General features: G+C 63.4%; 16 protein-coding genes. 9 read left to right on the top strand and 7 right to left on the bottom strand.

Annotated elements, in window-relative coordinates:
* The first annotated feature begins 55 nt into the window (after positions 1-55).
* From QZ656_RS05865 to QZ656_RS05855, 3 genes are read left to right on the top strand one after another with little or no spacing between them, the layout of a single operon-like run.
* Positions 56-583 (top strand): shikimate kinase, encoded by a 528-nt coding sequence (locus tag QZ656_RS05865; protein WP_291992504.1) that lies wholly within the window; start codon positions 56-58, stop codon positions 581-583.
* Entirely contained in the window at positions 580-1668 is a 1089-nt protein-coding gene (gene aroB, locus QZ656_RS05860) for a 3-dehydroquinate synthase (RefSeq protein WP_291992503.1), read from the top strand. Before QZ656_RS05865 ends, aroB begins: the two co-directional genes overlap by 4 nt.
* Entirely contained in the window at positions 1661-2791 is a 1131-nt protein-coding gene (locus QZ656_RS05855) for a deoxyguanosinetriphosphate triphosphohydrolase (protein WP_291992502.1), read from the top strand. Before aroB ends, QZ656_RS05855 begins: the two co-directional genes overlap by 8 nt.
* 52 nt (positions 2792-2843) lie before the next feature.
* Here QZ656_RS05855 and QZ656_RS05850 read toward each other — a convergent pair whose 3' ends face one another.
* From QZ656_RS05850 to QZ656_RS05840, 3 genes are all read right to left on the bottom strand, one after another.
* Entirely contained in the window at positions 2844-3305 is a 462-nt protein-coding gene (locus QZ656_RS05850; protein ID WP_291992501.1) for a CBS domain-containing protein, read from the bottom strand.
* Between the two features lie 337 nt (positions 3306-3642).
* A complete protein-coding gene (locus QZ656_RS05845; protein ID WP_291991619.1) occupies positions 3643-5163 on the bottom strand; it encodes a transposase family protein in 1521 nt (506 codons plus the stop codon).
* Complete coding sequence (locus QZ656_RS05840) at positions 5160-5696, bottom strand: Druantia anti-phage system protein DruA (protein ID WP_366522111.1); 537 nt, start codon at positions 5694-5696, stop codon at positions 5160-5162. The genes QZ656_RS05845 and QZ656_RS05840 overlap by 4 nt, the downstream gene beginning before the upstream one ends.
* 139 nt (positions 5697-5835) lie before the next feature.
* On the opposite strand from QZ656_RS05840, the gene QZ656_RS05835 reads away from it, so the two are divergent.
* Both QZ656_RS05835 and QZ656_RS05830 read left to right on the top strand, forming a co-directional pair.
* Positions 5836-6909: a Druantia anti-phage system protein DruA gene (locus QZ656_RS05835; protein ID WP_291991588.1), complete on the top strand. Its 1074-nt coding sequence runs from the start codon at positions 5836-5838 to the stop codon at positions 6907-6909.
* On the top strand, positions 6873-7622 hold the full coding sequence (locus tag QZ656_RS05830) for an ISAs1 family transposase (protein WP_291991589.1): 750 nt from the start codon (positions 6873-6875) through the stop codon (positions 7620-7622). The genes QZ656_RS05835 and QZ656_RS05830 overlap by 37 nt, the downstream gene beginning before the upstream one ends.
* A 19-nt stretch (positions 7623-7641) precedes the next feature.
* Here the strand turns inward: QZ656_RS05830 and QZ656_RS05825 are convergent, their stop codons facing one another.
* The 3 genes from QZ656_RS05825 to QZ656_RS05815 form a co-directional block, all read right to left on the bottom strand.
* Positions 7642-7986 (bottom strand): hypothetical protein, encoded by a 345-nt coding sequence (locus tag QZ656_RS05825; RefSeq protein ID WP_291992500.1) that lies wholly within the window; start codon positions 7984-7986, stop codon positions 7642-7644.
* Between the two features lie 394 nt (positions 7987-8380).
* Positions 8381-9793: a Re/Si-specific NAD(P)(+) transhydrogenase subunit beta gene (pntB, locus tag QZ656_RS05820; protein WP_291992499.1), complete on the bottom strand. Its 1413-nt coding sequence runs from the start codon at positions 9791-9793 to the stop codon at positions 8381-8383.
* A 12-nt stretch (positions 9794-9805) separates the two neighbouring features.
* On the bottom strand, positions 9806-11398 hold the full coding sequence (locus tag QZ656_RS05815) for a Re/Si-specific NAD(P)(+) transhydrogenase subunit alpha (RefSeq protein ID WP_291992498.1): 1593 nt from the start codon (positions 11396-11398) through the stop codon (positions 9806-9808).
* A 625-nt stretch (positions 11399-12023) separates the two neighbouring features.
* Here QZ656_RS05815 and gltB point away from each other — a divergent pair.
* The 4 genes from gltB to glmS all read left to right on the top strand — a co-directional run bounded on the left by gltB (position 12024) and on the right by glmS (position 21581).
* Positions 12024-16703, top strand: a complete 4680-nt coding sequence (gltB, locus tag QZ656_RS05810; RefSeq protein WP_291992497.1) for a glutamate synthase large subunit — start codon at positions 12024-12026, stop codon at positions 16701-16703.
* 2 nt (positions 16704-16705) lie between these two features.
* Positions 16706-18148, top strand: coding sequence for a glutamate synthase subunit beta (locus QZ656_RS05805; protein ID WP_291992496.1), 1443 nt, complete (start codon positions 16706-16708; stop codon positions 18146-18148).
* A gap of 237 nt (positions 18149-18385) precedes the next feature.
* Positions 18386-19744 (top strand): bifunctional UDP-N-acetylglucosamine diphosphorylase/glucosamine-1-phosphate N-acetyltransferase GlmU, encoded by a 1359-nt coding sequence (gene glmU / locus QZ656_RS05800; RefSeq protein ID WP_291992495.1) that lies wholly within the window; start codon positions 18386-18388, stop codon positions 19742-19744.
* A gap of 7 nt (positions 19745-19751) precedes the next feature.
* Positions 19752-21581: a glutamine--fructose-6-phosphate transaminase (isomerizing) gene (glmS, locus tag QZ656_RS05795; protein ID WP_291992494.1), complete on the top strand. Its 1830-nt coding sequence runs from the start codon at positions 19752-19754 to the stop codon at positions 21579-21581.
* 17 nt (positions 21582-21598) lie between these two features.
* Here glmS and QZ656_RS05790 read toward each other — a convergent pair whose 3' ends face one another.
* A complete protein-coding gene (locus QZ656_RS05790; protein ID WP_291992493.1) occupies positions 21599-22261 on the bottom strand; it encodes a DsbA family oxidoreductase in 663 nt (220 codons plus the stop codon).
* Positions 22262-22431: the final 170 nt, after the last annotated feature.

Raw genomic sequence — 22431 nt, 5'->3', positions numbered from 1 at the left:
CGGCTTTTTTCGTGCCCCGATTCGGCTCTCATTGAGCATGCGATAGAATAGGCCGGTGAGCATCGCGGACGATAAACGGAACGTCTACCTGGTTGGCTTGATGGGCGCCGGAAAGACGACGCTCGCCAGGGCCTTGGCCAAACGCCTGGCTTATGTTTTTGTCGATTCCGACCACGAAATCGAGGCTCGCACGGGCGTTAGCCTGCCGACGATTTTCGAGATCGAAGGTGAGGAGGGTTTCCGCAGGCGTGAGGCGCAAGTCATCGCCGACCTGGCCCGGATGCGCGGCCAGGTCGTGGCCACCGGCGGTGGCGCCGTCCTGCGACCGGAGAACCGCGAGAATTTGCAAGCCAGCGGTTTCGTGATCTACCTCGACGTGCCACTGAAGACGCTTTGTGAGCGCACTCGGCACGACAAGAATCGGCCCCTCCTGCAGGTCAGTGACCCGCGACGCAAGCTGGCTGAACTGCACACGCAGCGCGATCCACTGTATCGAAGCATTGCCGACCTGGTCGTCAGCGGTGGCCGAATTACCGCCCAGTCGGTGTTCCAATTGCTGCTCAAGGAAATGCGAAAATCATGAAAACACTGACCGTTTCCCTCGGGCCACGCTCCTATCCGATCCACGTGGGACGCGCTTTGGTCGACCGGGCCGACTTGCTCTTGCCGTACCTGGCGCAGCCGAAAGTGGCGATCGTCAGCAACAGCACGGTTGCGCCGCTGTACCTCGATCGTCTGGCCGAGCCCTTGCGCCGGGCCGGGATCGACGTCGTCGAGATCGTTCTCCCCGATGGCGAACGTTTCAAGGACTGGCCAACGCTGAACACCATTTTCGACCACCTGTTGCAGCGTCGCTGCGAGCGCTCGACGACGCTACTGGCGCTGGGCGGTGGCGTCGTCGGCGACATGACCGGCTTCGCGGCCGCCTGCTTTCAGCGCGGCATGCCGCTGATCCAGGTTCCCACGACCTTGCTCGCGCAGGTCGATTCGTCGGTCGGCGGCAAGACGGCGATCAATCACCCGCTCGGCAAGAACATGATCGGCGCCTTCCACCAGCCCCGGCTGGTGCTGGCCGATACCGACACCCTGAATACCTTGTCCGATCGTGAGTTTCGCGCCGGCCTCGCAGAGGTCATCAAGTACGGGCTGATCAGGGACCCGGCGTTTTTCGAGTGGCTGGAGGAGCAGCTCGAGAACGTCTTGTCGCGCGACGCGCTGCCGCTCGCCGAGGCGATCTGCCGGTCGTGCCAGAACAAGGCAGAAGTGGTCGCCGCCGACGAACGCGAGAGTGGTGAACGAGCTTTGCTCAACCTTGGCCACACCTTTGGGCATGCGATTGAAACCGGCATCGGTTATGGCGAGTGGTTGCACGGCGAGGCGGTCGCCGTCGGTACCATGATGGCGGCACAACTCTCCTGCCAGCTCGGTTGGATCAAAGCGGCCGACCTCAGCCGTGTCGAACGGCTTTTCCAACGAGCGGGGCTGCCGGTGCTCGGGCCGACGCTCGACGTCGACCGTTATCTCGATCTGATGCAGAACGACAAGAAGGTCCAGGGCGGTCATCTTCGCTTCGTTCTCCTGCGCGGTATCGGCCAGGCGGTGCTCAGCGATGCGGCGCCGCTGGCCGACGTTCGGCGGGCGATCAGCGCCCGTACGGCCGATGCCTGAACTTGCTCCGTACGCCGTGACGGCGGCCAACAGCCGCGGTCGCCAGCATCCCGACGGTGAGCCTTCGCAGCGCAGCCACCGCAGCGAATTCCAGCGCGACCGCGATCGCATCGTCCATTCGACGGCCTTCAGGCGTCTCGAATACAAGACCCAGGTGTTCGTCAATCACGAAGGCGACCTGTTCCGCACGCGCCTGACGCACAGCCTGGAAGTCGCTCAGATCGCTCGCGGCACGGCGCGCGCACTACAACTCAACGAAGACCTGGCGGAAGCGATTTCGCTGGCGCACGACCTCGGACATACGCCCTTTGGCCACGCCGGGCAGGACGCGCTCAACGATTGCATGCGCCAGGACGGCGGCTTCGAGCACAATCTGCAAAGCCTGCGGACGGTCGATTTGCTGGAGGAGCGCTACGCCGCTTTCGATGGCCTGAATCTCTGTTTCGAGACTCGTGAAGGGATCATCAAGCACTGCTCTCCGGAGAACGCCCGTCAGCTTGGCGACCTGGGCGAGCGTTTCCTCAGCCGGGCGCAGCCTTCGCTGGAAGCCCAGATCTGCAATCTTGCCGACGAAATCGCCTACAACAACCACGACGTCGATGACGGCTTGCGCTCGGGATTGATCAGCCTCGAGCAACTCCAGGACGTCGAAGTGTTTGCCCGGCACATCGCCGCCGTCAGGCGCGCCCATCCTGGGCTTGGTGGGCGGCGTTTGATCCACGAGACGATTCGCCGCCTGATCAATACGCTGGTTTGCGATCTGATCGAAACCAGCGCCGGCAATATTGCGCGGCAGGCGCCAGCGAGTCTCGCCGAGGCGAGACTCGGACCGCCGCTGGTTGCTTTCTCGGCAGAAGCGTTTGCCGAGCAGAGGCAGCTCAAGCGCTTCTTGCGAACACAGCTCTATCAACACTATCAGGTCTTGCGGATGGCCAGCAAGGCGCGGCGGATCATCGGCGATCTGTTTGCCGCGTTTACCGGCGAGCCGCGCCTGCTACCGCCGCAGTATCAGATCACCGGTGACGGTGACCAGGCGCGCCGGGTTGCCGACTATATCGCCGGGATGACCGACCGCTACGCAATTCGGGAACATCGGCGCCTGTTCGCGGTTGACCAGGGCTGAACACGCAGCGCGGAAAGCCGTTGCGCGTCAGTCGCCTGGCGATCCGCTGCGCTCAGGGGGCCGGCCAGTCCTTGATGTAGGCCTTCAGGAGCTTGTTTTCCAGGTTTCGCTCCTCGAGAACCGCCTTGGCGACGTCGTGAAACGAGACGATACCGATGATTGTGTCGCCCTCCATGACAGGCACGTAACGCGTGTGGCTGTCGACCATCAGGCGCCGCAGCTCGTCAACGTCCATATTGGGCTCGACGGTGGGCGGATTGCGGTGCATCGCCTCAAGCACCAGGATCTCGGCAATCGGCGGTGTCGGTCCGACACACCGTTCGGTCTGGCGCTTGGCGAGGATTGAGAGCACCTCGCGGAAGGTCAGCATCCCCGCCAGTTTGCCGTCTTCCATGACGATCACCGAGCCGATGTCGTTGTCCGACATCATGATCACCGCGTCGGAAAGCGGCGAATCGGGATGTACGGCGAACAGCGCAGAATCTTTGACCTGCAGAACTTCTTTGACCTCCATGTCACCCCCTGGAAATGGATTGCTAGCTGATGTGCTCGTGCACTCGGGACAATTCTATCAGATGTCGATCGACATCCGAAAACCTGGCTGCCTTCGATCAGCCCTGACGCATGACCTCCCCGAATCGACAGCACTTGCCGGTTACGCCCACTTTCGCCGCCGAGGCGGCCAGATGGGGGTTGGCTAGCGGCAAGGGAGCGCTTGCGGCGCGGGGGTTTGGTGTTCAGTCAGTGGGACAGGAGAGGTCGAGGGAGCTCCGTTACGATCGCCAGGCGAGCCTTTCCCGGCGCGGGGTGCGCCGCGCTTGGGAAGATGTGTTGGGCAGGCCTGGGCAAGGTTATTCGAGTTGCAGCAGGAACGGTTCGGCGAGAAGCAGACGCAGGCGTGCTGGGTCAAGCCAGGGCGCAGCACAGGAATTACGGATGAAGGCGATGGCGCCGCGCACACCGAGTTCTTGATAGAGGTTGCGTAACTGCCGGGTGAAACGTGCCAGGGTATTGAACACATGCGCCAGGCGCATGAGGAGGTGATAGCCTTTCATGGCATTCCAGTCGAGGGCAAAGGCATGCTCGTAGTGGTAGCCCTGATGTTTTTCGACGAGGAAGCCCGCTTCGATGCCCCAACGGTGGCGGGCACCGAGGTTGCAGCGCTCATGGACATTGTCTTGTCTGAGCGGTTGGCTGGAGAGCCAGGCGTGGCGCGATGTTTCGGTGACGGTCCTGGCCTGTTCATCGATCTTTTCCCAGCTTTCCTCACAGACCACCAGGTTCAGCTTGAGACGCTGACGCCCGTTGGCCGCGAAGGCGTAGTCGATGTCGTTGACCCAGCTGAAGTGTTGTCGGCGCCTTCCCCAAGCGCGCTGCACGGCTTGTGGCTTCAGGGCGTGGAGTGCGCGGAACTCCTGCCAGACCGTGGACAAATCCTTGTCCTTAAGCACGATCATGAACTGCCAGTGGGCGCGCAAGCAGCGCTGCATCACCGGCCCGTTGGCGTAAAGGCCGTCGAGCAGGAGCAGGATCGGCAGGCGGGGGAACAGCGTCTTGAGCCGGTCGCTCAAGCGCACAAAGCCGCGCAGCTCGCAGTCCTGCTTTTGCGCTTCGGTATCGCCCAGCGCGTGTTCGAGGAACTCGCTGAGCAGTGGGACGACCAGGCCGTTGTGGAAAGCCAGGCTGGCCTCGAGGACGTAGACGAAGTACTGGGTGTGGCGGGTTTCCTCCTTGCCGACGGTGCGCTGGAGGAGTTCCTCCGCCCAGAGGGTGTCGCCGGCGACCTTCTGCGAGCCGTCGATGGCGATGGGGTAGCAGTGGTTGATCAGATAGCGGCGGAAGCTCTTGCCGCGGATCAGCCGCTTCACCAGATCGACGTGGGCCTGCTCAAGGTGGTCAAGGTCGATGTCGCGCAGCAGCCGAAACAGGGTGTCGGCGTGTGGCAGGGTCTCGATCTCCGGGAACAGCAGGTGGAGGTTGGCCATGAACTGGGGACGGGATATTTCGCGGTTGGTCTCGCGCCGAGAGGAGAACTGAAAGACGAACATCAGCAGACCGTAAAGCAGCAGCGCGGTCAGCTTGTGGCGGCGCTTCCTGGGGTCTCTCGGGTCGGGAATTTGTTCCAGTTGCTCGAGCAAGGCGGGTAGCTCTTTGCGCAGGAGACGCGTCTTTTTGCTCACGGCGTCCTCGCGGGCCTCCCTTTCCTCGCCGACGGTCGCGAAGGCTGAGCATCGGTTGGGCAGAGAAGTGGGGGAGTGGAGGACTTGTCCACTCGCGCGCCGTTTCGCGTTCAGTGCCTTTTCCTGCCGTTTCTTCTCTGAGCGCAGCTCCTTGAGGGCAGCGCGTGTCGGGCGACGGCAGGGTTTGCTCATGGCCGGGAGCTCCCAGGGGCGGCACACAGCCGGTCGCGACAATCGGCGCTCAGCGGTTTGAGCCACACCTGGCGGGGCGTGCTGCGATACGACTGGCCGGGGCGGGCCAGCCCGCGCCCGCTGGTTGCCCCGAGCAACTGCCAACCGGCCGCGCGGTAACAGGTGCCGGTATAGTGACGAGGATCGACGAAAGTCTCCAGCAACAGGGGCTCGAAGCCCCAGTGATCGAGCCAGTCCGCGCGTGCGCGGCGCGCGAGTTGTCCGAGCACATGACTGGCCAGATGCGGCACCCGGACGTGGGGAAAGATCAGGAAGCGGCTGTTGTTCACCACCCGCGCCAGGTTCTCGCGGCGGGCCTGGGCCGTCCAGCCGATCCAGCGGTCGCGCACGGCGACCGCGCGGGCAGCGCCGGCCAGCAGGACGCTGCCGAGCCGCCGGTCGCCCGCCGTGATGAAGTAGCGCAGGCGGTAGCCGAAGGCCCCCTGGAAACCCAGTGGGTGCCAGCGCGCCACCAGCGCATCCCACTGCGCCACCAACGCCGCGTCGCGAACGACTTCCAGGCAGACCGGTGCGAGTGCCAGGGTGGATTTGTCCTCTCAGGCAACGCACGGGCAATCAAGCAGTTAGTTCTTCCCCCTGGACATCTGCGCCGGAAGTCCGTATAAATGGCGCATGGAAAGCGTTCTTGGTGCATTGCGTGTTCGCTTGGTGGGCAAGAGCGAAGAGGCTCGCTATCGGGAGTTGATGGCAGAGCATCACTACCTGGGCGACCTGGCGAAGATCGGGCACACGCTTTGGTACGTGGCCACCTACGGCGAAAAGTGGACGGCCCTGCTGAGTTTCTCTGCGGCGGCCTGGAAATGCGGCGTTCGTGACCGCTGGATCGGCTGGGACTATCGGCATCAGTACGATCGCTTGGGCCTGGTCGCCAACAACAGTCGCTTTCTGATCCTTCCCGATTGGCATTACCCCAATCTCGGCTCCAAGGTGCTCTCGCTGTGCGAGCGACGGGTCGCCGAGGATTGGCAGGCGCATTTCGGGAAGCCGCTGTTACTGCTGGAGACCTTTGTGGACCCCTCGCGCTTCCAGGGGACCGTCTATCGCGCCGCGAACTGGACGCCTCTGGGGCTGACGCAAGGCTTTCGCCGCACCCGAGAAGGCTACAGCGCCCACCCGACGTCGCCCAAAGTTGTCTTTGTTCGCCCCTTGCAGGCGGACGCTCGCGGCCAACTTTCCCGCTCGATACTCAACCCCCGCTATCGCACAGGAGCGCCCAGGATGATGCTCACCGCCGAACAGATGCGCACGCTTCCCGATTTCTTTGCCGGCATCGCCGACCCGCGGCGCGCGCAAGGAAGGCGTCACCCCCTTCCTGCCGTTCTGGCCATCGCCACGGCGGCGGTCTTGTGCGGAATGCGGGGCTACAAAGCCATCGCCGGGTGGGCCAAAGACCTCACACCGAAAGCACGCGAGCGTTTCCGCTGTCGTCGCGAGAAGGGCGTTTACCGCGTACCCAGCGAGTTCATCATTCGTGACGTCCTGATCCGTGTCGATCCCATGGCGCTCGATCAAGCGTGTCAGCAGTGGAACAAGGCCTATGCTCAAGACGACCCCAGTCTGGCGGTCGACGGCAAGACCATGCGCAATGCCCATGACGAGCACGGTCAGCAAGCACACATCATGAGCGTGGTCGGGCATCAGACCGGCGTGTGTCACACCCAAAAAAAGTCGGCACCTTGCCCGTAAATGGCGGGGACGAGCTCAAGCAGACCAATGAAATCGGGATGTTCATACCCCTGCTCGATGCGATCGATATTCAGGGCAAGGACATCACCGCCGACGCGCTACTGACACAGCGCAAGCTGGCGACCTACCTGGTGGAGCGCAAGGCGCACTATCACTTCACGGTCAAAGGCAATCAGCCAACACTGCAAGCCGATATCGCGCTCCTCTTCCAGGATCGGAAGGGGGCAGACTTCGTGGCGGTTTCGCCACCTGACCATGGTCGGATCGAGACTCGGCGTATTTGGTGCAGCAATGCCCTCAACGCCTATCTCGACTTCCCGTATGTCGGCCAGGTGTTCTTGATCGAGCGCGAAGTGCTGCACAAGAAGAGCGGCAAGCGGACGCACGAAATCGCTCTCGGGATCACCAGTCGCCCTCCAGAACAGGCCAGCCCACAGCAAATCCTCGCCATCAATCGCGGCCATTGGTCGATAGAGAACCGCTGTCACTACGTCATCGACTGGAACTACGACGAGGACCGTAGCCGTATTCGGACTGGTTACGGACCCGAGAACATGTCACGCCTGCGCCGCTTTGCCGTCGGAATCCTGCACCACTTCTCCGACGGCAAAACCAGCATTTCCGAAAAAATGCGCCACCTCAACCGCAACATCCGATTGGTCTTCGACTACCTGCGCATGACCAAAAATTCTACAGGCCACGTATCACCTTGATCCCGGCACGAGAACAAATTTACCGTGGTGCGAGTGCCGACAGGGCGCAGTGCACGGGAAGCTCCCCGGTGACCGTATCTACGGGTGCCGCGGGCGGCGCGCAACGGCGTGCTGACGACGGCCTTATCGCCGGCAGTGTCAGCAGCCCGGCCGCCTGCAAACGCTCCAGAAACTCCAGGCAGGCGCTGATCTTCGCCGTCCCTGTCAGAGTGGTCCACCCCAGGTGCTCGCAGACCGTCGCCGCCAACTCCTTGCGCGCCAATCCCGGCAGCCACGCCACCGTCCCGCACACCTCGGCGATCTCCGCGGCGCTGAATACGCGACCGCAGTGCACCCACTCCCCTTCGCTCGTTGCAACCACCACGATACCTCCGGCTGAAACGTGGACCAATGACCCTCCACCTATCCTGCCAGAAGTCCCCCCGGCTGTCTAGCTCCCTTGTGCGAAACCTTTTTTGCCTGCCCACCGCAACGCCTTGCCAGTACTGGGCTGGCGCAGTCATGCTTCAGCGCTGGCCTTCGATGCCGTGAAAGTCGCCGCGCGGTTTGAGAATGTTCCCTCGATAGTGCGCTGGCGGCGTCGTCGACACGCCCAGCGTTCGCCGTCGGCAGCGCGTTGACCGCTGGCACGCGGCGCCAGGACCGCTGGCACGCGGCGCCAGGACCGCTGGCCGTGCTTCTTCTTGCCCCGGAAAAGACAACGCCCGCGGCTGCGGGCGTTGTGTCAGCTGTTTAGCTGGCTAGCTGGCGTGCGGCGATCAGGCTTTCATCGCCACCAGCACTTCGTCGAGCATCTTTTTCGCGTCGCCGAAGAGCATGCGGTTGTTGTCCTTGTAGAACAGCGGATTGTCCACTCCGGCGTAGCCTGAAGCCATGCTGCGCTTCATGACGATCGACGTCGCGGCCTTCCACGCTTCGAGTACCGGCATGCCGGCGATCGGGCTGTTCGGGTCGTCCTGCGCTCCCGGGTTGACGATGTCGTTGGCGCCAATGACCATCGCCACGTCGGTCTTCGGGAAGTCCTCGTTGAGCTCGTCCATTTCAAGAACGATGTCGTAGGGGACCTTGGCTTCGGCGAGCAGGACGTTCATGTGGCCAGGCATGCGGCCGGCAACCGGGTGGATGCCGAAGCGGACGTTGACGCCCTTGTCGCGGAGCAGGCGAGTGATCTCGTAGACCGTGTGCTGGGCTTGCGCGACAGCCATCCCGTAGCCTGGAATGATAATCACGTTCTTGGCGTCGAGCAGCAACTCGGCGGTTTCCTGCGCCAGGATCGGTTGCACCTCGCCGGCTGGTTGGCCGTCGCCAGCCGCTGGCGTTCCGCCGCTGGTGCCAAAGCCGCCGGAGATGACGCTGAGGAAGTGGCGATTCATCGCCGCACACATGATGTACGAGAGAATCGCACCACTCGAACCGACCAGAGCGCCGGTGACGATCAACAGGTCATTGGAGAGCATGAAGCCGGTTGCCGCTGCCGCCCAACCCGAGTAGCTGTTGAGCATCGAGACCACCACCGGCATGTCGGCGCCACCGATGGCCATCACCATGTGCACGCCAAAGGCCAGGGCGACGATGGTCATTACGATCAGGTACATCACGCCGGCGCTGGTCGAGTCGGTGTGCAGAAACAGCCATCCGCAAAAAACGACCACCAGCAGACCGAGGAGGTTGAGCCCCTGGCGCGCGGGCAGGATCAGCGGATTGCCGGAAATCTTGCCCGACAGCTTGCCGAAAGCGACGATTGAGCCCGAGAAGGTTACCGCGCCGATCAGAATGCCGACGTAGATTTCGACATCGTGGATCGAATGTTCAGCGCCGCTCAGGTGTGCTGACGCGGCCGGGTCGATGTAGTTGGCGAAACCGACGAACATCGCTGCGAGACCGACCATGCTGTGCATCAGCGCGACCAGTTCGGGCATCTGCGTCATCTGTACGGTGCGTGCCGCATAGAGGCCGATGTTGGCGCCGATCAGCATCGCCGCAATGATCCACGCGTAGGCGCTGGAGCTCACCTGCGGGCCAAAGACCGTTGCCAGAACGGCGATGCCCATGCCGACCATGCCGTAGAGGTTGCCGCGGCGGGCCGTTTCCTGGTTGCTGAGGCCGCCAAGGCAGAGGATGAAGAGGATTGTCGCTCCGATATAGGAGACAGTTGCCAAGCTTTGAGACATGTTCATCAACTCCTATTTGCGGAACATTGCCAGCATGCGCTGGGTTACGGCGAAACCACCGAACATGTTGACGGTCGCCAGGATCATGGCGAGGATCGCCAGGACTCTTATCCAGCCGTCGGGACGGTCGAGGTTCAAGCCATCGACCGGCGGCGCGATTTGGACCAGCGCACCGATGGCGATGATGCTGCTGATCGCGTTGGTGACGCTCATCAGCGGCGTATGCAACGCCGGTTTGACGTTCCAGACCACCATGTAGCCAATGAAGCAGGCGAGTACGAAGACCGTGAAGTGGGCCAGGAAGGTCGGCGGCGCGCCGGCGCCGATAAGCCCGAAGAACAGTGCCGCGACGCCGAAGACCACCGCCGCTTTCTTGATGGAGGAAGGCTCGCTGACGCCGCCGTGACCATGCGACTTCGCTGCCGTGGGAGCGGCTTTGGCAGCCGCTGGTTTCGCCGGTGCGGCCGACACCTTGGGCGCTGGTGGCGGCCAGGTGATCTCGCCTTCCTTGATGACCGTCAGGCCGCGGATCGCTTCGTCATCCATATTGACGTCGATGAGGCCATCCTTGGTCTTGCAAAGCTCTTCGCTCAGGCGAAACAGGTTGGTGGCGTACAGCGTCGACGACTGCTTCGCCAGACGGCTGACCAGGTCGGTGTAGCCGATGATGGTGACGCCGTGCTTGACGACGACCCGCCCCGGTTCGGTAAGCTCGCAGTTGCCGCCCTGCTCGGCCGCCATGTCGACGATGACGCTACCGGCTTTCATCGACTGCACCATTTCGGCGGTGATCAGCTTCGGCGCGGGCTTGCCGGGGATCAGCGCGGTGGTAATGATGATGTCCACCTCGCGGGCCTGCTTGGCGTACATCGCCCGCTGGGCCTGCTGGAAACCTTCACTCATCACTTTCGCGTAACCGCCCCCGCCGGAGCCCTCTTCCTCGTAATCGACCTTGACGAATTCGCCGCCCAGCGAGACGACCTGATCGGCCACCTCGGCACGCGTGTCATTGGCGCGGACAATGGCGCCGAGGCTGGCTGCCGTACCAATCGCGGCCAAGCCAGCGACGCCGGCACCGGCGATGAAGACCTTGGCCGGCTGCACCTTGCCGGCAGCCGTGATCTGTCCGTTAAAGAAGCGGTCGAAGGCGTTGGCGGCCTCGACCACGGCGCGGTAGCCGGCGACGCCAGCCTGGGAGGTCAGCGCGTCCATCTTCTGGGCGCGGCTCAGCATGCGCGGCAGCGCGTCGATAGCCAGCACGGTGACCTTGCGGTCTGCCAGCTGCTGCAGCAGTTCAGGATTCTGCGCCGGCCAGATGAAACTCACCAGCGTGCTACCCTCACGCAGCAGAGCGACTTCTTCCAGCGATGGTCCGCGGACCTTGAAAATGATGTCCGAAGCCGACCACAGGGCAGCGGCTCCGTCGACGACTTCGGCGCCAGCGGCGCGGTAGGCGTCGTCCGAAACCGTCGCGGCCTCACCCGCGCCGGCTTCGACGAGAACTGCAAACCCCAGTTTTTTCAGTTTCTCGACGACCTCCGGTACGGTGGCGACGCGCTTTTCTCCGTCAGCAGTCTCTTTGGGAACTCCGATTGTTAGCGGCATTCAGTCCTCCATTACTTGTCTCGTTAGTGCCTGTGTTCAAAAAAAAAGGCCCGCAACTCGCGGAACCCGCCTCCCACAAAAATAATCGCCAGCGTCGAACGAGCAAACGGTCGCCGAAGCCCTCTCAGCCACGCGACGCCACACAAGCCTCCTCTGATTTTTGGTCTTGTCGGCAAGCCGCCCCCGCCAAGTCCCTTGCGCTCGCAGCTTACCACAAGCTTATCGCGGACTTCAGCACCGGCGCTGCGCTTGAAAAAGGTGCTGCCGGCGCTCGATTGAGGCCCTCGACCGCCGCCGGCAGGCGGCTGCCGAGCCCCCGCTGGTCGTGTCCGGTGCTGGCTGGGCAACTCGTCAAAAAAAGGGCACGAAGTTTGCTTTCACTCACTTGTCTGCTGAGGGCGTGCAGCATGGTGTCGCGGACGGGCCTCGAATGCTTCTTTTCGGTGCTCGCGCGGCGCCCTGGTGCACTCCCTTGGTGCAACGCAGCATGTTGAATGCGCGAGGGTTTCAGGGTATAGTCGCGGGTCCCTAAAGTGGCCCGTCGACCGGCTTCGCGCCGGCTGCTGCGACATTTCCGGTCGAGTTTACCGGTTGCCATGCATGTTAGTTTTGTGAGGATTCGAGCGTGATCGATTCGGCAATACCTGAACGGCAGGGGCTTTACGACCCAGCCAACGAGCACGACGCCTGTGGTGTCGGTTTTGTCGCCCACATTCGGGGCAAGAAGAGTCACTCGATCATCGAGCAGGGCTTGTTGATCCTGAGGAACCTGGATCACCGTGGTGCGGTGGGCGCCGACCCGCTGATGGGCGACGGTGCCGGCATTCTGATCCAGATTCCCGACGACTACTTTCGCGCCGAGATGGCCAAGCAGGGCGTGCGTCTACCGCCCGCCGGCGACTACGGTGTCGGCATGGTATTCCTGCCGCAAGAGTCGGCTTCGCGCCTGGCCTGCCAGGAAGAGATGGAGCGGGCCGTGCGCCGCGAAGGCCAGGTGGTTCTTGGCTGGCGCGACGTTCCGGTTGACCGCGAGCTGCCGATGTCGCCCGTGGTGCGAGCGCGTGAGCCGGTGATACGGCAGCTGTTCATCGGTCGTGGACCGGACATCATGGTCACCGACGCGCTCGAGCGCAAGCTCTACACGATTCGCCGCAGCGCCGCCAATGCCATCCTGGCGCTGGGCCTGAAGCACAGCAAGGAGTTCTACCAGCCGTCGATGTCGGCGCGAACGGTGGTTTACAAGGGGCTGCTGCTGGCCACTCAGGTTGGTGATTACTACGCTGACCTGCAGGATCCGTGCTGTATTTCTGCCATGGCCCTGGTCCACCAGCGTTTTTCGACCAACACCTTTCCGACCTGGCAGCTTGCCCACCCGTACCGGATGATCGCGCACAATGGCGAGATCAACACCGTTCGCGGCAACTACAACTGGATGCGCGCGCGCGAGAAGGGCACCTCGTCACCGATGCTCGGTGCCGATCTGGAAAAGATCTGGCCGCTGATTTATCCCGGGCAGTCCGATTCGGCGGCCTTCGACAATTCGCTCGAGTTGCTGGTGATGGGTGGTTACTCGCTGGCGCACGCGATGATGATGATGATTCCCGAAGCCTGGGAGTCGCACACGCTGATGGACCCGAAACGCAGCGCTTTCTACAAGTACCATGCGGCGATGATCGAGCCGTGGGATGGCCCGGCCGCCGTGGCCTTCACCGATGGCCGCCAGATCGGCGCGACGCTCGACCGCAATGGCTTGCGGCCGGCGCGCTACCTGGTGACCGACGACGATCTGGTGGTGATGGCTTCGGAAGCCGGGGTCTTGCCGATTGCCGAGGAGCGGATCGTCAAGAAATGGCGGCTGCAGCCCGGCAAGATGTTCCTGATCGACCTCGAGCAGGGACGTATCATCGAAGATCGCGAGCTCAAGGACACGCTGTCGCGCCTCAAACCGTATCAGGACTGGCTGAGCCGCATCAACATCAAGCTCGACGAACTGCCGGCGCCGGTCAGCGTCCCGGCCGCCAGCTACTCGGCGTCGCTGCTCGACCGGCAGCAGGCCTTCGGTTACAGCCAGGAAGACATCAAGTTCATCCTTGAACCGATGGCCACCTCCGGCGAGGAGGCGACCGGCTCGATGGGCAACGATTCGCCGCTGGCCGTTCTGTCGAATCGCGGCAAGCCGCTGTTCAACTACTTCCGGCAGTTGTTTGCACAGGTTACCAATCCGCCGATCGATCCGATCCGCGAACAACTGGTGATGTCGCTGGTATCCTTCATCGGTCCGAAGCCGAACCTGCTGGGGATCAACGAAATCAACCCGCCGTATCGTCTGGAGGTGGCGCAGCCGGTGCTCGACTTCGACAATATGGCGAAGTTGCGGCGCATCGCCGGCTACACCGGCAACAAGTTTCACTCGGCCGAACTCGACATCTGTTATCCGCTGGCCTGGGGCAACGAAGGCGTCGAGGCGCGCCTGGCCTCGCTGTGCGCGGAAGCCGAAGACCGGGTGCACCAGGGATCGAGCATCCTGATCGTCTCGGACCGCAAGTTCGACGCCGAACACGTCGCCATCCCGGCCTTGCTGGCCACCTCCGCCGTCCATCATCATCTGGTCACCAAGGGCCTGCGGACGCGCGTCGGACTCGTTGTCGAAACCGGCGCGGCACGCGAAACGCATCATTTTGCGGTCCTTGCCGGCTACGGTGCCGAAGCGGTGCATCCCTATCTGGCTCTGGAAACCTTGCAGAATCTGGCGGGAGGCGACGCTGCCAAGGGCGACAAGGCGATCAAGCACTTCATCAAGGGCGTCGGCAAGGGGCTGCTCAAGGTGATGTCCAAGATGGGCATCTCGACTTATATGTCCTACACCGGCGCGCAGATTTTCGAAGTCATCGGTTTGCAGAAGAAGCTGGTTGACACGTACTTCACCGGTACCTCGACGCAAGTCGAAGGGATCGGCATCTTCGATGTCATGGAAGAAGCGATCGGCCTGCACCGCCTGGCTTTCGGCGACGATTCGGTATTGGCGACGATGCTCGACGCCGGCGGCGAGTACGCCTACCGGGTGCGTGGTGAAGAGCACATGTGGACGCCCGATACGATCGCCAAGCTGCAGCACTCGACGCGTACCGGCAAATACGAGACGTACAAGGAATACGCGGCGCTGATCAACGATCAGACGCAGCGCCATATGACCCTACGCGGCCTGTTCGAGATCAAGGCCGCGGGGCCGGCCGTGCCGCTCGACGAAGTTGAGTCGGCCAAGGAAATCGTCAAGCGTTTTGCGACCGGTGCGATGTCGCTCGGATCGATTTCGACCGAAGCCCACAGCACGCTGGCGATCGCCATGAACCGCCTCGGTGGCAAGTCGAATACCGGCGAAGGTGGCGAAGACCCGGCACGTTTCAAGGTCCTTGCGGGTGGCGAGACACTGTCCGACGTCATTGGCAAGACGCGCGTCGAACGTGACTATCAGTTACAGGCTGGCGATAGCCTGCGTTCGGCGATCAAGCAGGTTGCTTCCGGGCGTTTCGGGGTGACCACCGAGTATCTGGTCAACGCCGACCAGATCCAGATCAAGATGGCGCAAGGCGCCAAGCCTGGCGAAGGCGGTCAGCTGCCCGGTCACAAGGTTTCCGAGTACATCGGCTTCCTGCGGCACTCGGTGCCCGGCGTCGGCCTGATCTCGCCGCCGCCGCACCACGATATCTATTCGATCGAAGATCTGGCGCAACTCATTCACGACCTGAAAAACACCAACCCGAAGGCGTCGGTCAGCGTCAAGCTGGTCTCCGAAGTTGGCGTCGGAACGGTCGCCGCCGGCGTCACCAAGGCCAAGGCCGATCATCTGGTGATCGCCGGTCATGATGGCGGCACCGGCGCCAGCCCACAGTCGTCGATCAAGCACGCCGGCTCGCCGTGGGAACTCGGTCTCGCCGAGACGCAGCAGACGCTGGTCATCAACCGTCTGCGCGGACGCGTGCGGGTGCAGGTCGACGGCCAGATGAAAACCGGGCGTGACGTCCTGATCGGTGCGCTGCTCGGCGCCGACGAGTTCGGTTTTGCGACCGCGCCGCTGGTCGTCGAAGGTTGCATCATGATGCGCAAGTGCCACCTCAATACCTGCCCGGTGGGAGTTGCCACGCAGGATCCGGTGCTTCGCCGGCGCTTCTCGGGACAGCCCGAACACGTCGTGAACTTCTTTTTCTTTGTCGCCGAAGAGCTGCGTGAGCTGATGGCGCAGATCGGCATCCGCAGCTTCAACGACTTGATCGGTCGCTGTGATCTGCTCGACATGCGCAAGGGGATCAGGCACTGGAAGGCCAAGGGGCTGGACTACAGCCGCGTCTTCAGCCGTCCCGCCGTGCAGATCGACACGCCGGTCTTCCAATGCCAGACGCAGGATCACGGTCTCGAGCGCGCGCTCGACCAGCAACTGATCGAACTCTCCAGACCGGCGCTTGAAGGTGGCCACAAGGTCAGCATCGACTTGCCGGTGCGGAACATCAACCGCACCGTCGGCGCGATGCTTTCGGGGCGCTTGGCCGAGCGTTACGGGCACGCCGGACTTCCTGACGGGACGATCGACATTCGTCTCACCGGCACCGCCGGGCAGAGCTTTGGCGCCTTCCTGGCGCGCGGCGTGACGCTCAATCTGGTCGGTGAAGGCAACGACTACGTCGGCAAGGGTCTGTCGGGTGGACGGATCATCGTTCATCCCAATTCCGGCTTTCGCGGCGACGCCCTGCACAACATCATCGTCGGCAACACCGTTCTATACGGCGCCACCGAAGGTGAAGCCTTCTTTGCCGGCGTTGCCGGCGAGCGCTTTGCCGTTCGCAACTCGGGCGCCACGGCGGTGGTCGAGGGGGTCGGCGATCATGGCTGCGAGTACATGACCGGTGGCACGGTGGTCGTGCTCGGCATGACCGGCCGCAACTTTGCCGCCGGCATGTCCGGTGGCGTGGCCTACGTGATTGACGAGGACGGCAGCTTTGAGTCGCGCTGCAATATGGCGCAGGTTTCGCTCGAACCGGTCGAAGAGGAGTTCGCCGCGCGCGTCGGTAGCGACGCCGGTGACGATCTTGAAGGGCACGGCCGGGTCGACGTTCGCCATCTCGGGGTGATCGACGAAGTCCTGCTCAAGGGACTGATCGAAAAGCATCATCGCTTTACCGGCAGCCTGCAGGCACGACGACTGCTCGATGACTGGCCAAAACATCGTGCCAGCTTCGTCAAGGTCATGCCGCACGAGTACCGCCGGGCGCTCACCGAACAGGCGACGCAAAAGCAACTGGAGGCAGCATAAGCATGGGAAAGCCGACTGGATTTATCGAATATCAGCGCCTGGCCGAAGTCGCCGAGGCGCCCGCCGCGCGTTTGAAGCACTACCGCGAGTTCATCGTCACGCTTAACGACGAGCAAGCGGGTGTTCAGGGCGCGCGTTGCATGGACTGCGGAATCCCCTTCTGCAATACCGGCTGCCCGGTGAACAACATCATTCCCGACTGGAACGACCTGGTTTACCGGGGTAACTGGCAGCAGGCGCTGGCCGTCTTGCACTCGACCAACAACTTTCCGGACTTCACTGGCCGGATCTGTCCGGCGCCGTGTGAAGCGGCGTGCACGCTGAATATCAATACCGACCCGGTGGGCATCAAGTCGATCGAGCACGCGATTGTTGATAAGGGCTGGGAAAAAGGCTGGATCGTCCCGCAGCCGCCGAAGGTCAAGACCGGCAAGACCGTCGCCGTTGTCGGCTCGGGCCCGGCAGGCCTGGCGGCCGCGCAGCAGCTGGCGCGCGTCGGTCACAGCGTGGTCGTTCTGGAGAAGAGCGACCGGCTGGGCGGTCTGCTGCGTTATGGCATCCCGGATTTCAAGCTTGAGAAGTCACACATCGACCGTCGCGTCGAGCAGATGTCGGCCGAGGGCGTCGACTTTCGCGTCAATCAGGATGTTGGTGGTGACGGAGCCAACGCGTTTCCCATCGAGCGCTTGCTGGCCGAGTTCGACGCGGTCATCCTGGCCGGTGGCGCCGAGGCTCCCCGCGATCTGAATGTGCCGGGCCGCGCGCTCGCTGGCGTCCACTTCGCCATGGAATTCCTGCCGCAACAGAACAAGGTCAACGCCGGCGATGCTGTACCCGGGCAGATCATGGCAACCGGCAAGCACGTGCTGGTGATCGGTGGCGGCGACACTGGCTCCGACTGTGTCGGCACCAGCAATCGCCATGGCGCCCTGTCGGTGACCCAGTTCGAGTTGATGCCGCAGCCGCCCGAGAGCGAGAACAAGAGCCTCACCTGGCCGTACTGGCCGCTGAAAATGCGCAGCTCGTCCTCGCATGAAGAGGGTTGTGTGCGCGATTTTGCCGTCTCGACGAAGGCGCTGATCGGTGAAAACGGCAAGGTGAAAGCCTTGCAACTGGTGCGCGTCGATTGGGCGAACGGTCGGATGACTGAAATTCCGGGCAGCGAGGTCGAGATCCCGGCCGATCTGGTGTTGCTGGCCATGGGTTTCGTCTCGCCGGTCAAGAAAGGCCTGCTCGAACAACTGGGCGTCGAGCTCGACGCGCGTGGCAACGTCAAGGCGACCACCGATGGCGACGGTTGCTACGCGAGCAGTGCGCGCAAGATCTTCGCCGCCGGTGACATGCGGCGCGGTCAGTCGCTGGTCGTCTGGGCGATTCGTGAAGGTCGGCAGTGTGCGCGTGAAGTCGATGCCTTCCTGATGGGTAGCTCCGAGCTGCCGCGCTGAATGAGGGTGTCGATGCCGGCTGGCGTCCGCAGCTTCGGCCGCTGCCGTGCCGGCTCGACCGAAACGCCAGGAAGCGTGACATAGTCGTCGCTCTTCGCCTGCGGATGCTGGAATAATACCTTGCAGCGCCGGAGGCAGGTGCTGCTGCCGGGATGGCGTCGGCAGGCGCCGACTGCTGCCGTGTCTTACCCCCGAGGGCCACCGCCAGGCCCTCATCGTCCGATTGGGTGCTAGCCAATGAATATCGTCATCCTCGCTGCCGGCCAAGGCAAGCGCATGCATTCGAACCTGCCCAAGGTTCTTCATGAAGTAGCTGGCAAGGCCTTGCTCGCGCATGTCATCGATGCCGCCCGCAGCCTGACGCCGCAGACCATCTGCGTCGTTTATGGGCACGGCGGCGATGCGCTGCGCGCGAGCATCGACGCGCCAGACCTGCTCTGGGCGCTGCAGGAGCCGCAACTGGGAACCGGCCACGCGGTGCAACAGGCGATGCCGCAGCTGTCGGACGCGCAGACCACGCTGGTGCTCTACGGCGACGTGCCGCTGATTCAGGCCGCGACCCTGCAGTCCCTGGTGCACGCCGCGCGTGACGCGCTGGCGATTCTCACCGTCGACCTCATCAATCCCGGCGGCTATGGGCGAATCGTCCGCAACGCCGCCGGCGAGGTGTTGCGCATCGTTGAGCAAAAGGACGCTACGGCCGAAGAACGCGCGATCTGCGAAGTCAACAGCGGCATCATCGCGCTGCCGACGGCGCGCCTCGCCGAGTGGCTGCGCGGTCTGTCGAACGACAATGCGCAGCAGGAGTACTACCTGACCGACGTCGTCGGCATGGCGGTGATCGCCGGCGTGCCGATTCGCACGGTTTCGGCGCAGGGCGAATGGGAAGTGCTGGGCGTCAACAGCAAGGTCCAGCTCGCCGAACTCGAGCGCATCGCGCAGCGCCGCACCGCCGATCGGCTGCTCGAACAGGGCGTTCGCCTGGCCGATCCGGCGCGTCTCGACGTGCGTGGCGAACTGCTCTGCGGACGCGACGTGTTCATCGACGTCAACTGCGTTTTCGAGGGCAAGGTGGTGCTCGACGAAGCCGTCGAGATCGGCCCGTGCTGCGTGCTCAAGAACGCCAGCATCGGCGCCGGCACGCGCCTCGCCGCTTTCACTCACATTGAAGACGCGATCGTCGGACCCGATGGCGTGATTGGCCCCTTCGCCCGACTTCGCCCGGGCACCGAACTCGCCGCCGGCGTGCACGTTGGCAACTTCGTCGAACTCAAGAATACCAAGGTCGCCGCGCAGTCGAAGGCCAACCACCTGGCCTATATCGGCGATGCGATCATCGGCAGCCGGGTGAACATCGGCGCCGGCACGATTACCTGCAACTACGACGGCGCCAACAAATTCAAGACGGTCATCGAGGACGACGCCTTCATCGGCTCCGACACGCAGCTGGTGGCGCCGGTCACCGTCGGCCGCGGCGCGACCCTCGGCGCCGGAACGACGCTGACCAGGGACGCACCACCAGACACGCTGACGCTGTCGCGCGCCAGGCAGGTTTCCATCACCGGCTGGAAACGGCCACAAAAACAGAAAAAGTGAGCTGACCATGTGTGGCATCGTCGCTGCGGTCGCCGACCGCAATATCGTCCCGGTTCTCCTAGAAGGTCTGCGTAAGCTCGAATACCGCGGCTACGATTCGGCCGGTCTGGCGCTGATCACCGAGCAGGGCCTGCAGCGCCTGCGTTCGGTTGGCCGCGTCGCCGAGCTGAGCGCGCAGGCGGCAGCCTCACAGGTCGCTGGTCACACCGGCATCGCCCACACCCGCTGGGCCACGCACGGGGTGCCGAGCGAGCGCAACGCGCATCCGCACATCTCCGAAGGTCTGGCAGTCGTGCATAACGGCATCATCGAAAATCACGTGGCCTTGCGCACGCGCCTGAAAGCCGCTGGTTACGAATTCACCTCGGAGACCGACACCGAAGTCGTCGCGCACCTGATCGCCCACGAACTGAAGACCGCGCCCGACTTCCTGGCCGCGGTTCGCCAGTCACTGGCGCAGCTGCAGGGCGCCTACGCGCTGGCCGTACTGCGCGCGTCCGACCCCAGCCGGGTGGTCGTCGCGCGCGAAGGATCGCCGCTGCTTCTGGGTCTCACCGATGACGGCTGCTACGCCGCATCGGACGCCTCGGCGCTGCTACAGGTGACGCGCCGCATCGTCTACCTGGAGAACGGCGACTGCGCCGAACTAATGCGCGACAGCTATCGCATCGTCCGCGTCGACGGTACGCCGGTCGAGCGCGAAGAGAGCGAGTCGCAGCTCTCGGCCGACGCCGTCGAGCTCGGCCAGTATCGGCACTACATGCAGAAGGAGATCTTCGAGCAGCCGGTGGCGCTGGCCAATACGCTGGAAATGCTTGGTACGGCGCACAGCATCCAGCCGGGCCTGTTTGGCGCCGCCAGCGAAGAAATCCTCCGCGACGTCAAGCAGGTGCTGATCATCGCCTGTGGAACGAGTTATCACGCTGGTCTGGTCGCCCGCTACTGGCTCGAATCGATCGCCGGCATCGCGTGCACGGTCGAGGTCGCCAGCGAATACCGCTATCGCGACTCGGTGCCCGACCCGCAGACCCTGGTGGTGACCATCTCTCAGTCGGGCGAAACCGCCGACACGCTGGCCGCGCTGCAGCACGCCAAAGCGCTTGGTATGCAGCGCACGCTGTGCATCTGCAACGTTCCCGAATCGTCGCTGGTGCGCGAGAATAGCCTGCGCTTCATTACCCGCGCCGGGCCGGAAATCGGCGTCGCGTCGACCAAGGCCTTCACCACCCAGCTGGCCGCACTCTATCTGCTGACGCTGGTTCTCGCCAAGCTGCGCAATCGGCTGAGCGAACAGGCCGAGGTCGCCGAACTGCACGCCTTGCGGCACCTGCCGGTGGCCGTCAGCAAGATCCTCGAAATCGAGCCCGAGATCCGCGCATGGTCGGAGCGCTTCTCGATGAAGCAGCACGCGCTATTCCTCGGGCGCGGCCGCCATTACCCGATTGCCATGGAAGGCGCGCTGAAACTCAAGGAAATCTCGTACATCCATGCCGAAGCTTATCCGGCCGGCGAACTCAAGCATGGGCCGCTGGCGCTGGTAGACTGCGACATGCCGGTGATCGCCGTCGCGCCCAACGACGCGCTGATCGAAAAGCTCAAGTCCAACCTGCAGGAAGTCCGCGCCCGCGGTGGCGAGCTCTACGTCTTCGCCGACGCCGACAGCGAAATGCAGGAGTCGGACGGCATCCACGTCCTGCACCTCCCCGAGCACTACGGGGCCTTGTCGGCGCTACTGCACGTCGTACCGCTGCAACTCCTCGCCTACCACGTTGCGCTGGTCCGCGGCACCGACGTCGACAAGCCGCGCAATTTGGCGAAATCGGTGACCGTCGAGTAGCGCGTCGACGCTGCCGGCTAGTGCGCCGGCGTCATCGCCTGCGTGATCGCCGTCGCCAGTGCTTCGCCGGTCTGCGCGCCCGAGACCGTCAAGCGACGTTGAATGATATAGAAGGGCACGCCGGTAACGCCCATCGCGGCGACCTTGTCGGCCAGCCTTTTGACGTGCTGCTCGCCCTCGTTGCTCTCCAGGTAGGCGAGCACGTGGTCCTTGCGGTCGCCGCAAGCGGTGGCGATATCGGCCAGGATATGCACGTCGCCGATGTCCTCGCCGCGCTGAAAATGGCCAACGAAAAGACGCTCGACCAGCGCTTCGACGGTTGCCGGTCGATGGCCGATGGCCTGCGCGCGATAGACCAGGCGGTGCGCCCGCAAGGTGTTCGGACGCGTCACGATGCGCGCGAAGTTGAACGCCAGTTCCACCTCATTGCCGGCCTCGGCGACCTTGCGCTGCAGCGTGTCGACCGGCGCCGCGCCGCCGAACTTGGCCTCCAGGAAAGCGCGATACGGCTCGCCCTCGGGCGGCGTGTCGGGATTGAGAAAGAACGGCAGCCAGTTGACCTGGAAGCGGGTTTCGGGATGCTGGTCTTCGACCAGTTCAAACGCCTCGGCCAGCCGATGCTTGCCGATGAAACACCAGGGGCAGACCAGGTCGGAAACGATGTCGATGGTGACGTTCATGGCAATTGGCGCCGGGTGGGTTTGAAATCAGCAATAGCGCCGTGGCGCCCCGGCGGCACAATAACACATGCGCATCTTGTTGCAGACGCCACGCCGATTGCTGGCCTTGCCGGCGTCGTCGTCGTCATCCGCGTGGCGTTCCCATACCGCCCGCTCGCGGCCCGGATCTG

The organism is Candidatus Accumulibacter sp. ACC003, assembly GCF_907163085.1.
Lineage (GTDB): Bacteria > Pseudomonadota > Gammaproteobacteria > Burkholderiales > Rhodocyclaceae > Accumulibacter.
The sequence above is the reverse complement of the archived record's forward strand: the minus strand, read 5'-3'. Positions and strand labels throughout refer to the sequence as shown.